The organism is Nostocoides australiense Ben110 (genome assembly GCF_001050535.1).
GTDB classification, from domain to species: domain Bacteria; phylum Actinomycetota; class Actinomycetes; order Actinomycetales; family Dermatophilaceae; genus Nostocoides_A; species Nostocoides_A australiense.
Map to the genome: position 1 here is coordinate 3,477,362 of NZ_HG764815.1, position 14,055 is coordinate 3,491,416.

Below are 14,055 nucleotides of genomic sequence, written 5' to 3' on the forward strand. Positions count from 1 at the left end.
CCCCTCCCCGCCGCCCCCCCCCGCCGTCTCCACGCGACGTGATGGCGAGCCTCGCCCCTGGCGGGCGGATCGCCGTCGTCGCGGCGGCGCTTCTTGACGATCTCACGGCGCCGACCCAGTTGCTCAGCGCCCAGCGCACGGAGCCGCCGCTGCTGGCGGGCGGCTGGGAGATCCCCGGCGGGAAGGTGGACCCGGGCGAGGAGCCGCTCGATGCGCTCCACCGGGAGATCCACGAAGAACTCGGCGTACGGATCGAGGTGGGAGACGGCATACCCGGCCCGCTCGACGGGTGGTGGCCCCTCGGCGAGCGCTACGCGATGCTCGTGTGGCTGGCGCGGGTGAGCGACGGCATACCCCAACCGCTGGAAGGACATTCGCAGCTGCGCTGGCTGCCCGAGCATGCCCTGTGGTCGGTCGACTGGCTCCCCGCCAACCGGCCGATCCTGGCCGCCATCGCGGCCACACTCTGGACGCCCGAGCACTGACCGGACCCCGCGACGACAATGGGCGGCTGATCACGGAAGGATTCAGCGCGTGCCCGTCACCATCCCGAGTGCCCTCCCGGCCCGGCGCATCCTCGAAGGCGAGAACGTCTTCGTCATGACCGAGGGCCGCGCCGGCCACCAGGACATCCGGCCGCTGCGCATCGCCATCGTCAACCTGATGCCGACCAAGATGGCGACCGAGACCCAGCTGTTGCGGCTGCTCGGCAATACCCCCCTCCAACTCGAGATCACTCTGATCCGGATGGCGAGCCACGATCCGCGCAACACCGCCCAGGCCCACCTCGACGCCTTCTATACGACCTTCGAAGAGGCCCGCGGCGACAAGTTCGACGGGCTCATCATCACGGGTGCACCCATCGAGACGCTGCCGTTCGAGGCCGTCGACTACTGGCCCGAGCTGTGCGAGATCATGGACTGGGCGACGGATCACGTCTACTCGACCCTGTATGTCTGCTGGGGCGCGCAGGCCGGCCTCTTCCACCACTACGGCATCGAGAAATATCCGTTGGCGCACAAGATGTTCGGCGTCTTCGCCCACCGCGTCCTCGATCCGCGCAACCGGGTGCTGAGCGGCTTCGACGAGGTCTTCCCGGCACCGCACTCACGGCATACCGAGATCCGGGCGTCCGACGTCGAGGCGACCGACGGGCTGCAGTTGCTCGCGGTCAGCGACGAGGCGGGGGTGTATCTCGCGGCGAGCACCGACGGGCGCCACCTCTACGTGACCGGCCACCCCGAATACGAGCGGGACACCCTCAAGGCCGAATACGACCGCGACATCGGGCGGGGCCTGGACATCGCCGTCCCGCGGCATTACTACCCCGGCGACGACCCGACGCAGCCGCCGATGGTGAGCTGGCGCTCGCACGCCTTCCTGCTCTACGCCAACTGGCTCAACTACTGCGTCTACCAGGGCACGCCATACGATCTGGCGGCCATCTCCTCCCACACCGCCCCGCCGTCCGACGAAGACTGACGCGGGCGTGTCCGCACACCGGAGGACTAGGCGTTTCGCTGCGTCGTCGGCTTTACTAGCATCCATGACTCGACGTACGGGGGCACGTCGCCTCGTGATTTCCGCGGCCACGACCGGTCTGATCGCGGGCGCTGCCTTGACCACCGCACAGGCGGCCTCGGCGAGCGGCGCGGACGCCGCAAGCGCACCCGCGAAGGCGGCCCCGGCATACATCTCTCTGCTCTTCGGGCGCGCCAACTGGCAGGTCGCCGGCGGGCGGGACTGCTCGATCACCTTCCCCGGCGCGCGCACCCTGGAGCAGAACGCCCAGGACATGAAGGCCCGCGGAGTCACCGGCACGGCCATGGTCGTCGTCGGCCGCACGGTCGACACCGGCCACTCCTGCTTCGGCGGCTACACCCTCCAGTCGTCGTGGGAGGACCTGGCCAACCTGCGCTCCAAGTACGGCTGGCAGGTCACCTCACAGGGTATGTACTACAAGAACATGACGCTGATGACGACTGACGCGCAGCGGTATGCCGAAAGCGCGGCCACGCTGCCGATCTTCCGCGACCACGGATTCACCCGCGCGTGGGGCTCGTTCGCGTTCGCGAACAACAAGATGGACCTGCCGGCGCAGAAGCTGGTCTCGAAGTACTTCGCCTTCCTTCGCAAGTACGGCGACGGCGTCACCCGCAAGGCGAAGGCGACGACCTTCCCCTACATCATGACGACGCTGTCGATCAACGGCGGGCAGTGCAACAACGTGAACCTGAAGTGCTACGACTTCCCCGTGGCCAACGACCGGCGCGCGACCGATCTCAACCGGCTCAAGACCCTGATGAACCCGGCGCCCGACACCTGGTCGGTCGTCCAGGCGTACCGGTTCGTCGAGGGCAAGCAGGGCGCCATGCCCACCCAGCCGACGCCGCAGGTCTTCTCCTGGGACTGCACGAGCAGCGACTGGCGCAACCGGTGGACCAGCCAGCCCGAGATCTCGTGTCGCAACACCTATCTAGAGATGCTCGACGCCCGCAGTCCCAGCGCCAAGGTCACCGACCCGGCGACCGTCGCGCGGGCGTGGGGACGCATCCCGCCGTTGACCGCGAAGTAGGCTCCGCGAGCGGGACGTTCGCCCAAGAGGTCGGTCATCTGTGGAACGCGACATGGACTCGCTCATCGCCACCGGCGCCGCCCGGCCGACACAGTCCTGCTGACCCCGTTTCGCGGATTCGTCGGTATGCCGTTTGGCCTGAGAGAATCGGGTAATGCCCACGCAGTCTCGCAGCGACGTCCGTAATGTCGCGATCGTCGCCCACGTCGACCACGGCAAGACCACCCTCGTCGACAAGATGCTCTGGCAGGCGGGCGCTTTCGGCGCCCACCAGCACGTCGACGAGCGAGCGATGGACTCCGGGGACCTGGAGCGCGAGAAGGGCATCACGATTCTCGCCAAGAACACCGCGATCCGGTATTCCGGTGCCGCGGCGGCGGAGGCCGGTCACCCCGAGGGCGTGACGATCAACATCATCGACACCCCGGGGCACGCCGACTTCGGCGGCGAGGTCGAGCGGGGACTGTCGATGGTCGACGGGGTGGTGCTGCTCGTCGATGCGTCCGAGGGCCCGCTGCCACAGACCCGGTTCGTGCTGCGCAAGGCGCTGGCCGCGCACATGCCGGTCGTGTTGTGCATCAACAAGGTCGACCGCTCCGACGCCCGGATCGCCGAGGTGGAGGACGAGGTCTACGAGCTGTTCATGGACCTGATGGAGGACGGCGGCAACGCCGAGCACGTTCTCGACTTCCCGATCGTCTACGCCTCGGCCAAGGCGGGCCGCGCGTCGCTGACCCGCCCGGCGGACGGCGAGCTGCCCGACAGCGAGGACCTCGAGCCGCTGTTCGCGACGATCCTGTCGACGATTCCGGCGCCGCAGTATGACGACGGCTTGCCGCTGCAGGCCCACGTCACCAACCTCGACGCCTCCAACTTCCTCGGCCGGCTTGCGCTGTTGCGGGTCCACAACGGGCGGATCAGCAAGGGGCAGCAGGTCGCCTGGTGCCGTCATGACGGCTCGGTCCAGAAGGTCAAGATCACCGAACTGCTCATGACCGAGGCGCTCGAACGCAAGCCGGTCGACTCCGCCGGCCCGGGCGACATCATCGCCATCGCGGGCATTCCCGAGATCATGATCGGCGACACGCTCACCGACCCCGACGACCCGCGGCCGCTGCCGTTGATCACCGTCGACGAGCCGGCCATCTCCATGCTCATCGGCACCAACACCTCGCCGATGGCCGGCCGGGTTCGCGGCGCCAAGGTCACCGCCCGGCTCGTCAAGGACCGGCTCGACCGCGAACTCGTCGGCAATGTGTCACTTCGGGTGCTCCCGACCGAGCGGCCGGACGCCTGGGAGGTCCAGGGCCGTGGCGAACTGGCGCTGGCGATCCTCGTCGAGCAGATGCGCCGCGAGGGCTATGAGTTGACCGTGGGCAAGCCGCAGGTCGTCACCCGCGAGGTCGACGGCAAGGTGCACGAGCCCGTCGAACAGCTGACCATCGACGCTCCCGAGGAGTTCCTCGGCACGATCACCCAGGTGCTGGCTCAGCGCAAGGGCCGGATGACGCAGATGACCAACCACGGCACCGGCTGGGTGCGGATGGAATTCCTCGTCCCCTCCCGCGGCCTGATCGGGTTCCGCACCGAATTCCTCACCGAGACAAGGGGAACCGGCATCGCCCACCACGTCTTCCACGGCTACGAGCCGTGGGCCGGCGCAATCGTCACCCGCTTGACCGGCTCCCTGGTGGCCGACCGCTCGGGTGTCGCCACGTCATACGCCATGTTCAACCTGCAGGAGCGCGGGACGCTCCTGGTGGAGCCGACCACCGAGGTCTACGAGGGCATGATCGTCGGCGAGAACTCCCGCGCCGACGACATGGACGTCAATATCACCAAGGAGAAGAAGCTCACCAACGTGCGCTCCTCCACCGCCGACGTGCTCGAGCGGCTGATCCCGCCGCGGCGGCTCAGCCTGGAACAGTCGTTGGAGTTCTGCCGCGAGGACGAGTGCGTCGAGGTCACCCCCGAGGCGATCCGCATCCGTAAGGTCGAACTCGACCAGAACGCCCGAGCGCGCGCCGCGGCGAGGGCCAAGAACTCCTGAGCGGATGACGGCATACCGAACGCAACCTGCCGGCGCGGACGACTTCCGTGCCGTCATGTCGCGGCTCGTCAGCGGCGTCGTGCTGCTCAGCGCCCACCATGACGGGCATGACCACGCGATGACGGCGACGGCGTTCACGTCCGTCTCGCTCGACCCGCCGCTCGTGCTCGCGTGCGTCGAGCAGGCCGCGCGCTTCCACGAACTGGTCACCGACTCCGGCGTCTGGGGGGTCTCCCTCCTCGGCCGCAAGCAGCGGGCCGCCGCGGAGTGGCTGGCCACGCCCGGCCGGCCGCTTGTCGGCCAGTTCGACGCGATTCCGCACTGGCGCGCCGAGAGTGGCGTCCTGCTCTTCACGGGTAGCCTCGCTACCCTCGAAGCCCGGACCACGGCCATACATCAGGCCGGGGACCACTCCATCATCGTCGGCGAGGTCATCGCGACCGGCCTCGACGACGACCCGGACGACGCGCTCGTCCACTACCGCAGCCGCTACGGGAGCATTGCATGAGCACCACACGACCCCTTCCGACGACGCCCGCCCAGGCGCCGCGCCGCCGGCGCCGCTGGCCCTGGGTCGTGGCCTCGCTCGGTGTGCTCGGGGCGGCCGGGTATGCCGCAGCCGCGCTCACGCTCGGGTCGAAGACGGCCAGCGACACCACGGTCGGTGGGGTACAGGTCGGCGGTATGACGCATGCCGAGGCCCTCGACGCAGTGCGGACAGGGTTGCAGGACAAGGCGAAAGCCAAGGTGCCCGTCGCGTTCGGCGAGCAGCAGGCCAACCTCGATCCGGCGACGGCGGGCCTGTCCGTCGACTACGCCGCGAGCGTCGACGGCCTCACCGGCGCGAGCTTCAACCCCGTCGCGCTGTATGACCGGCTGACCGGCTCGGTGGAGCGCGACCCGGTCCTCGCCGTGGACGACGGCAAGCTCACGGCCGCGTTGACCGAGATCGCCGAGACGATCGCGGTGGAGCCCAAGAACGCCAGGCTCGTCGTCAAGGACGGCAAAGCGGTCGTGACGGACGCGGTGGACGGGGTCGCGGCTGATGTCGCGAAGACGGCCGACGCGGTCACGACCGGATGGCTGAAGGGCGGCAAGATCAACGGGGCGCTGACGGCGCAGGAGGCCGACGTGACGACCGAGGAGGCCGAGTCGGCCAAGCGCGAGGTTGCCGACAAGGTGCTCTCCGGCCCGGTCACGATCTCCGTGGACGGCAAGGATTTCCCGCTCGCTGCCGACGCCATCGGCAAGACGTTGAGCTTCACCGAGACCAACGGTGACCTGGTGCCTTCCTACGACGAGAATGCTCTCGTCAAGGCAGTACGGGCGGCCGGCACCAAGGCCGGTGTTCTCAAGGAGGCCAAGGATGCCGTCGTCTCGTCGGCCAACGGCTCCTTCCATGTCGAACCGTCCGTCGACGGGCTGGACGTCGACGCCGACGCCGTGACGGCCGCCGTGGAGAAGGCCGCGGTGAGCGATGATCGCGTCGCCACGGTGGCAGCCAAGGCCGCGCCGGCGAAGTTCACGACGAAGGAGGCCAAGGACTCGCTGCCGACCGGCGTCATCTCCACCTTCACCACCCACTTCCCCTACGCGCCGGACCGGACGCACAACATCACCCTCGCCGCGAAGCGACTCAACGGCGCCTATGTCGCTCCGGGAGAGACCTTTTCGCTGAACGCCTGGCTCGGGCAGCGGACCCCGGAAAAGGGCTATCGCGGCGCGCCGGTCATCTACAACGGCCGGTTGACGAAGGACTACGGGGGTGGCATCTCGCAGGTGTCGACCACCTTGTTCAACGCGATCTTCTTCTCCGGCGCGCAGATCGACCAGTACACCCCGCACAGCTTCTATATCTCCCGCTACCCCGAAGGCCGTGAGGCGACCATCAGCTGGCCGAACGTCGACAACCGCTTCACCAACACGACCAAGGGCGGCATCCTCATCCAGGCCTCGGTCGGCCCGGATTCGATCACGGTGACCTTCAAGGGCAAGAAGACGTGGGACATCGAGGCGACGAAGGGTCCCCGAACCAATATCACGAAACCGCAGCGGATCGAGGACGACAAGGAGGACTGCGTCCCGCAGAGCCCGAACGACGGCTTCGACGTCACCGTGGGGCGCGTCTTCAAGCAGGGTGGCAAGGTCGTCAAGACCGACTATCTCACCACGCACTACATCCCCGAGGACCTGGTCATCTGCACCCACCCCAACGCCGGGTAGTAGCCGGCACCGGTGCACACCAGCTACGAGTAGTCGGTGCCCGCGGCGGATTGCCGGACGAAGGTGCAGGTCACAGGCGTGCTGTCGGCGGATCCGGCCGACACTCGTAGCCGGCGTGCACCGATCAGCTCGCGCGGTCATAAACCCCGGGGCTGTCGTCCGGTTGGGGAGGCAGTTGCGTGCCGTCGTCCACGGCCAGCCATGTCTCGATGACCCAGCGCACCCACTGTGGGTGAAACATCACGTCGATCCAGGTGAAGCGCAACACCCGCCATCCGTACATCGCCAGTTCGGAATAGCGGCGCACGTCCTTGACGAAACCCGACTGGGTGCCGTGGGTCTCGTATCCCTCCGCCTCGATGACCAGCTTGCGCGCCCGGTCGGCCAGGTCCACGACCGCGAAGAGCCCCGGCTCGGCGATCTGCGCCTGCGGGATGACGTGCAGTCCGTCGATCTCCAGGACGATGGCCCGCAGGACGGACTCGAAGGGGTTGGCCGCCCGCCCGTCCGCAGCGGCCACCACTGTGCGGATCCGGTCGGCGTCGTGACCGCGGGCAGCAGCAGCAACCGCGCGCAGGTCCTCCCGCCGCACCTTCTTCGATCGCAGCGCCGAGTCGGCGACCGCCAGCGCCTCGTCGAAAGGCAGCTCGCGAGCGCAGTCGATCACGGTGCGCAGCGGGGCCGTCACGCCGGTTTTGCGTTCGTGCGTGCTCAGTGTCGCGCGGCAGACGTACTCAGCCTCGTCCCTCAGGCCCTTGGGTATGCGCCGTCCCGGGGTCAGCAACAGCCACGGACGATCCGGCACCGTCTTGACCTTCCACCCGTGCGCGAGCGCTGCGCTCAGGTGGGACTGGACCGCGGTGTAACGGTGCGCGATGGCCGCGTGCGAGGTGACCTCCGGGACGGCATACCGGCCTCGGGACTCCCGCACGATCGCGCCGGCCGCGTGCGCCTGGACCAACTCTTTGCGCGAATGCCGTTGCCGCAGCGCGCGATAGGTGGCGAAGCCGCCGAGTTCGCGCAGCGTCTCGCTGACTGTCATGCTCGAAGGGTGTCGCGTGATGGGGGATCTGTCGCGGCATCCCGGAGCCGGCTGTGGATAACCGTCGTAATGCGCCCGCCGGGACTTCGGCGGGCAGGCCCGGCAGGCTTAGGAGGCTGCGGGCGGGTGCACACCAGCTATGAGTAGGCGGGCCACACCTCGTGACCGCCGATATCGGTGCTGGTCAGAGAGATGACCACGGGGACTGCCCACGCTACTCATAGCTGGTGTGCACCATCCCGGGGCGCCGTGGGCCGGCGGGCGCGGCGAGGCGCCCTCAGAGTTCGCCAAAGCGTCAACTTCTGCGGCCGCGGCCGCGCCGGGGGACCCGGTGATCCCCGAGGAGTTCGGCGAGGAACAGACGATCGAGGAGTGTGTCGCTGAGGCGACGAACCTCGCGGACACTCTCGACTATTTCGACCGGTGCGTTGCGACGACCGACGCGAACATCCGGTCCGTCACGGACCTGGCCGCTGCCGTGCCGGTGCCCGACGCGCCGTGGTTCCCGCCGGACCTGGCCAGCTGGGAGGCGCGCTGGGTGCTGGCACACATCACCGCCGAGGTCGCCCGGCACACCGGCCACGCCGACATCATCCGCGAGAGCATCGACGGCAAGGGTTCCTACGAGCTCAACGAACGCGCCGACGGCTTCCTCGACGACGACGAGGAGTACGCGCCCTACGGCTGAGACGAGGGCGGCTGCACCACTCGGAATACCTGAGCAGCTATGTTGTTGATAGTGGCAGACCCATTGCCACGACAACAGGAGCGCATCATACAGTTCGGCATCTTCACCGTCGGTGACCTGACCATCGATCCGGTGACCGGGACCACCCTGACCGAGCACGAGCGCATCAAGGCGACGGTCGCGATCGCGCAGAAGGCCGAAGAGGTCGGTCTCGACGTCTTCGCGACCGGGGAGCACCACAACCCGCCCTTCGCCGCGCCCGGCAACCCGCCGGTGCTGCTCGCCCATCTCGCCGCCAAGACCGAGAAGCTCATCCTCTCGACGGCGACGACGCTCATCACGACCAACGATCCGGTGCACCTGGCCGAGGACTACGCCTATGCCCAGCACCTCGCTGACGGGCGCATCGACCTGATGCTCGGCCGCGGCAACACCGGCCCGGTCTATCCGTGGTTCGGCAAGGACATCCGCGACGGCATCGACCTGGCCGTCGAGAACTACGCCCTGCTGCACAAGCTGTGGCGTGAGGAGAATGTCTCCTTCGAGGGCAAGTACCGCACCCCGCTCTACGGATTCACCTCGGTCCCGCGGCCGTTGGACGGCATCCCGCCGGTGGTCTGGCACGGGTCGATCCGCAGCCCGCAGATCGCGGAGCAAGCAGCGTTCTATGGCGACGCCTTCTTCCACAACCACATCTTCTGGCCCAAGGAGCACACGGAGCGGATGGTCGATCTCTATCGCCGGCGCTTCGAGCATTACGGCCACGGCAGCGCCGACCAGGCGATCGTCGGGCTCGGCGGGCAGGTCTTCATGCGCGCCAACAGCCAGGACGCGATCCGCGAGTTCCGCCCCTACTTCGACAACGCGCCGGTGTACGGCGGTGGCCCCTCGCTCGAGTCCTTCATGCGCGAGACCCCGCTCACCGTGGGCAGCCCGCAGCAGGTCATCGAGCGCACGCTCGGCTTCCGTGAGTATGTCGGTGACTACCAGCGTCAGCTCTTCCTCATCGACCACGCCGGCCTGCCGCTGCAGACCGTGCTCGAGCAGCTCGACATCCTCGGCGGAGAGGTGATCCCGGTGTTGCGCAAGGAGTTTGCCGCCCTGAAGCCCGGGCACGTGCCCGACGCGCCAACCCATGCCTCGCTGCTGGCCGCCTGTCGCGCCACCGCGACGAAGGAGACCGATCAGTCGTATGCCGCCCCGGTCACCGACCGCTGGACCGGCACCACCGCCGAGACCGACAACGCGCCGAGCGCGCTCTGACCGCGTCTGCCGACGCCGAACGGAGGAACGCATGACCACCATCACCGTCGTCAATGCCGGGCTGCGAGAGCCGAGTTCGACCCGGATGCTCGCCGACCGTCTCGTGGAGGCCATCTCGGCCGAGGTGGCCGACGCGCAGATCCGGCACATCGATCTGCGCCAGCACGCCCACGCCATCACCGACGCACTGCTCACCGGCTTCCCCTCGGGGGAACTCGCGGAGGCGTTGGCGAGCGTGCGTGACGCCGATGCCCTGGTGCTCGTCACCCCGACCTTCCAAGGGTCGTATGCCGGCCTCTTCAAGTCCTTCGCGGACCTCGTCGAGCCCGACGCCGTGCGCGGCAAGCCCACGATGTTGGCCGCCACCGGTGGCAGCGAGCGGCACTCGCTCGTCATCGAACACGCGATGCGACCCCTCGCCGCCTACCTCGGCCTGCTCGTCGTGCCCACCGGGGTGTATGCCGCGACGGCCGACTTCGGCGGCCCAGGCGCCCCCGAGTTGACCCGCCGAATCCACCGTGCGGCAAGGGAATTGCGCACCCTGGTCGGTGGCGTCACGGTTGCGGAAGCCCCGGAGCCGGCGGGTTCCGGTCACGCGGAGATCGACGCCGGCCCACTGCTCGGCAGCTTCACGCCCTTCGACGAGCTGCTGCAGTCGGTCTCGGGAGCCGGCCGGTGACGGCCCGCAAGCTCGCTCCGCCGGAGCGCTCCGGCGGAGCGAGCTGCCCGGTGATCGAGGGTGTCATGGGCGTCCTCGGACGGGCCTGGGCGGGCGCCGTCATCGAAGCCCTGCTCGTCGGCAACACGCGCTTCACGGAGATCGCGCGCTATGTCGGCGGTGCCACCGACGCGGTGCTCTCGGCCCGGCTGAAGGAGTTGTGCGCCCGGGGGCTCGTCATCCGGCACGTCGAGCCCGGTCCACCGGTCTCGGTGACCTACACCCTGACCGAGGCCGGCCACGACGCCGCGCCGGTGCTCGAGGCCATCCGCGCCTATGGGCAGGCTCACCCGGAAGTGACGGCATTGACATAGGCGTGGTGGCGGCGGAACCCGATGCGCTCATAGAGCGCGAGGGCCGGCGCATTGTGCGCCCAGACCTGCAGGTGCAGTCTGGAAGCGCCGAGATCCGGTGCGGCGCTGGCGAGTTCGCGCATCATCGCGCGGGCGAGGCCCCGCCGGCGGTATGCCGGGTCGACCCACATCGCGGCGATGCCGGCCCAGTCTCCGCTCACGCCGAGCCGCCCCACCCCGACGACGGTGCCGTCAGCCCGTGCCGTCGCGAAGCGTTGCGCGGGGGACCCGGTCATGACCGCGTGGATCTCCTCGCGATCTCCGGAGCGATATCCGCCGTATGCCGCGAGCCAAACCTCAGTCAGCTCGTCCCCGATTTCGACGCTCACGGAATCGCCAACTGCCGCAACGGTTTGCGTGGCGGCGTCGGAGAGCTCACGGCTGACCTCTGCCGCGTCCGCGGTGAGGAAGAGGCTGGGGTCCGACACGACATACCCGCGCGCCAGCACAGCCGCGCCGACAGGATCAGCGGCCGGGTCGAACCCGACCGGCCCGGCGATGGTGAGATTCGCGGGAAGGTGGCGGGCGGCGTACCACGCCTCGACCGCATCCAGTGCCGGAATCAATGGGAGTCCGGGATCACCCACGGGGAGAACGGAATTGGCGCGGCCAGTGAAGCCGCGCGACGCGCGGAGCAGCCAGTCGCCGAGGGAGTCGGTCGTCATGGCCGGCCAGCCGTCGGCGACCGCACGATGCAGCTCGAGCGGCGCCAGGCTGCCGCCCACCACGCCCCGGCGCTGCGGCTTGGGCGGGATGATGCGCGTCGCGACGACGAGATCGCGCGGGATGCGGACCACCCCGCGCCGGGTCTCGACGACGATCTCGTCGTCGCTGTTGACGAGCACCTCGCCCACCGCGTCCGTCAGTGTGGGCTCGCCGGGGGGAGGTGGCGGGTCGAGGCGGAAGCGAACCGTGGCACGCATACCGGTCCCGCGGCTCACACCGGCAGGTGCTTCGCGAGGAACTTCACCGTGAGCCCCCACGCGATGACCGACGCCTCCGGGTGGTGGTTGACGAAGTCGGGGTTGTCGAAGGCGTGATCGGCCTCGGGATAGGTGAAAAATTCGGTCTGCTCGCCGGCCACGGCGGCCCGGATGCGTTCGACCGTCTCCCGGTCGATATAGGCGTCCTCGTCGCCGAAATGGTGCAGGCTCGGGGCCGTCACCTGGGGGGCCAGGTCGAGCAGGTTCGGCAGGGCCGATCCGTAGTAGCTGACGAGGGCATCGGGGTCGCTGTGCGCGGCCACCGCGAACGCGAGCCCGCCACCGAAACAGAAGCCCACATAGCCGACCCGGCCCGTGACAGCGGAATGCTCGCGCAGCCAGCCGGCGGCCGCCAAGCCGTCCCGCACCCCGGCCTCCCAGTCGAAACGCTGCATCAGGTTGACACCCTGCTCGAGCATGTCCGGCCCGTCGGCCACGCCGGATTCGCCCAGGCGCCAATAGAACTCCGGCGCCAGCACGACATACCCCGCCTGCGCCAGATCGGCGGCGCGCTTCTCGATGTAGGCGCTGATCCCGAAGATCTCCTGGAAGAGCACGATCCCGGGGCCGCGGCCGGCCGGCGGCAGCCAGAGGTGGGCGGGCATGGTGCCCAGCGCGGTCGGGACGGACACCGGGGTGGATGCATTGGCCATGGGCCGCAGCGTATGCCTGGCCTGCATAGAATGCCGCCATGACGTATGTGATCGCCCAGCCGTGTGTGGACCTCAAGGACAAGGCCTGCATCGAGGAGTGTCCGGTCGACTGCATCTACGAGGGCGAGCGCAGTCTCTACATCCACCCCGACGAGTGTGTGGACTGCGGTGCGTGCGAGCCGGTGTGCCCGGTCGAGGCGATCTATTACGAGGACGACGTGCCCGAGCAGTGGGCGGACTATTACAAGGCCAATGTCGAGTTCTTCGACGACCTGGGCAGCCCGGGCGGGGCGGCCAAGATGGGCATGATTCCCAAGGACCACCCGATCATCGCGGCGCTGCCGCCGCAGGAGCACGACGAGTGAGCCTGCGCTCACTGCCTGACTTTCCCTGGGACTCGCTCGCGCCGATCAAGGCGCGGGCGAGTTCCCACGCGGGGGGCCTGATCGACCTCTCGATCGGCACGCCGGTCGACCCGACGCCGCAGATCATCCAGGACGCCCTCTGCGCGGCCGCCGACGCGCCGGGCTATCCGCAGACCCACGGCACCCCCGATCTGCGCGAGGCGGTGGCGGTGTGGTTCGAAGCGCGGCGCGGCGTGCGCCACCTCGACCCGGCCGGCGTCATGCCGACGATCGGTTCCAAGGAACTCGTCGCCTGGCTCCCCACCCTCCTCGACCTCGGGCCGGGGGATGTGGTCGCCTTCCCCCGCGTCGCCTATCCGACGTATGACGTGGGCGCCCGCCTCGCCGGCGCCACCCCGCTCGCTGTGGACGCGTTGACCTCCCTCGGCCCGGTCACGAGCAAGACGGCGCCGAAACTGTTGTGGCTCAACACTCCTGGAAACCCCAACGGCAAGGTGCTCGGCGTCGATCACCTGCGCAAGGTCGTCGAATGGGCGCGCCGGCACGGCGTGATCGTCGCCTCCGACGAGTGCTATGCCGAGCTCGACTGGCGCGACCGATCGGTGGGGGACTGGCGCCACGAGCCGCCGACGACCCCGTCGCTGCTCGACCCGCGCGTCACCGGCGGGACGATGGACGGCATGCTGGTCTGCTACTCCCTGTCCAAGCAGTCCAATCTCGCCGGCTATCGCGCGGCCTTCCTCGCCGGCGATCCCGCGCTCGTGCAGCGGGTGCTGGAGGTGCGCAAGCACGCGGGCTTCATGGTGCCGTGGCCGGTGCAACGAGCGCTGGTCGCCGCGCTCGCCGACCCCGACCATGTCGCCGAGATCAAAGCTCGGTATGCCGTGCGCCGGGCCACCCTGCTGTCCGCCGTGGAGTCGTTCGGGCTGCGCGTCGACGACTCCGAGGCCGGGCTCTATCTGTGGGCGACCGCGGGCGAGGACTGCTGGGTCACCCTGAACCGGTTGGCGGACAAGGGAATTCTCGCGGCGGCCGGCGCCTTCTACGGCCCCACCGGCGCCCAGCACGTGCGGATCGCGCTGACCGGCACCGACGCCCAGATCGCCGACGCTGCCGGACGGCTCGCCGGCGCCTGAGCCCGC

General features: G+C 69.0%; 15 protein-coding genes. 12 read left to right on the forward strand and 3 right to left on the reverse strand.

All coding sequences use genetic code 11. From position 1 onward, the window contains the following. From BN11_RS16955 to BN11_RS16980, 6 genes are all read left to right on the forward strand, one after another. On the forward strand, positions 1-485 hold a 485-nt coding region (locus tag BN11_RS16955; protein ID WP_407667991.1), incomplete at its 5' end, for a (deoxy)nucleoside triphosphate pyrophosphohydrolase. Between the two features lie 49 nt (positions 486-534). Continuing rightward, complete coding sequence (gene metA / locus BN11_RS16960) at positions 535-1,482, forward strand: homoserine O-acetyltransferase MetA (RefSeq protein ID WP_048699515.1); 948 nt, start codon at positions 535-537, stop codon at positions 1,480-1,482. Between the two features lie 64 nt (positions 1,483-1,546). Further along, positions 1,547-2,575, forward strand: coding sequence for a polysaccharide deacetylase family protein (locus BN11_RS16965; protein ID WP_157044242.1), 1,029 nt, complete (start codon positions 1,547-1,549; stop codon positions 2,573-2,575). Positions 2,576-2,729: 154 nt separating this feature from the next. Further along, complete coding sequence (gene typA / locus BN11_RS16970) at positions 2,730-4,625, forward strand: translational GTPase TypA (RefSeq protein WP_048699517.1); 1,896 nt, start codon at positions 2,730-2,732, stop codon at positions 4,623-4,625. A gap of 4 nt (positions 4,626-4,629) precedes the next feature. Beyond that, positions 4,630-5,133: a flavin reductase family protein gene (locus tag BN11_RS16975; RefSeq protein ID WP_048699518.1), complete on the forward strand. Its 504-nt coding sequence runs from the start codon at positions 4,630-4,632 to the stop codon at positions 5,131-5,133. Further along, positions 5,130-6,848: a VanW family protein gene (locus BN11_RS16980; protein ID WP_048699519.1), complete on the forward strand. Its 1,719-nt coding sequence runs from the start codon at positions 5,130-5,132 to the stop codon at positions 6,846-6,848. Before BN11_RS16975 ends, BN11_RS16980 begins: the two co-directional genes overlap by 4 nt. Positions 6,849-6,972: 124 nt before the next feature. Here BN11_RS16980 and BN11_RS16985 read toward each other — a convergent pair whose 3' ends face one another. Beyond that, positions 6,973-7,890, reverse strand: coding sequence for a DUF559 domain-containing protein (locus BN11_RS16985; protein WP_048699520.1), 918 nt, complete (start codon positions 7,888-7,890; stop codon positions 6,973-6,975). A 229-nt stretch (positions 7,891-8,119) separates the two neighbouring features. Between BN11_RS16985 and BN11_RS16990 the strand changes: the two genes are divergently transcribed. The 4 genes from BN11_RS16990 (at position 8,120) to BN11_RS17005 (ending at position 10,873) form a co-directional block, all read left to right on the forward strand. Next, complete coding sequence (locus BN11_RS16990) at positions 8,120-8,578, forward strand: mycothiol transferase (RefSeq protein WP_201329291.1); 459 nt, start codon at positions 8,120-8,122, stop codon at positions 8,576-8,578. 87 nt (positions 8,579-8,665) lie between these two features. Then, a complete protein-coding gene (locus BN11_RS16995; RefSeq protein WP_048701816.1) occupies positions 8,666-9,841 on the forward strand; it encodes an LLM class flavin-dependent oxidoreductase in 1,176 nt (391 codons plus the stop codon). Between the two features lie 31 nt (positions 9,842-9,872). After that, positions 9,873-10,520, forward strand: a complete 648-nt coding sequence (locus BN11_RS17000) for a CE1759 family FMN reductase (protein ID WP_083433835.1) — start codon at positions 9,873-9,875, stop codon at positions 10,518-10,520. Further along, on the forward strand, positions 10,517-10,873 hold the full coding sequence (locus BN11_RS17005; RefSeq protein ID WP_048699521.1) for a winged helix-turn-helix transcriptional regulator: 357 nt from the start codon (positions 10,517-10,519) through the stop codon (positions 10,871-10,873). The genes BN11_RS17000 and BN11_RS17005 overlap by 4 nt, the downstream gene beginning before the upstream one ends. Here BN11_RS17005 and BN11_RS17010 read toward each other — a convergent pair. Together BN11_RS17010 and BN11_RS17015 are read right to left on the reverse strand one after the other, a co-directional pair. Beyond that, the gene (locus BN11_RS17010; RefSeq protein ID WP_157044243.1) at positions 10,846-11,853 is read right to left on the reverse strand and encodes a GNAT family N-acetyltransferase; all 1,008 of its coding nucleotides are present in this window, start codon (positions 11,851-11,853) and stop codon (positions 10,846-10,848) included. The two genes, BN11_RS17005 and BN11_RS17010, sit on opposite strands and share 28 nt — an antisense overlap. Continuing rightward, a complete protein-coding gene (locus BN11_RS17015; protein WP_048701822.1) occupies positions 11,850-12,548 on the reverse strand; it encodes a dienelactone hydrolase family protein in 699 nt (232 codons plus the stop codon). Before BN11_RS17015 ends, BN11_RS17010 begins: the two co-directional genes overlap by 4 nt. A gap of 38 nt (positions 12,549-12,586) precedes the next feature. On the opposite strand from BN11_RS17015, the gene fdxA reads away from it, so the two are divergent. Both fdxA and dapC read left to right on the forward strand, forming a co-directional pair. Further along, entirely contained in the window at positions 12,587-12,913 is a 327-nt protein-coding gene (fdxA, locus tag BN11_RS23030; RefSeq protein WP_048699523.1) for a ferredoxin, read from the forward strand. Then, on the forward strand, positions 12,910-14,049 hold the full coding sequence (dapC, locus tag BN11_RS17025) for a succinyldiaminopimelate transaminase (protein ID WP_048699524.1): 1,140 nt from the start codon (positions 12,910-12,912) through the stop codon (positions 14,047-14,049). The genes fdxA and dapC overlap by 4 nt, the downstream gene beginning before the upstream one ends. Positions 14,050-14,055: the final 6 nt, after the last annotated feature.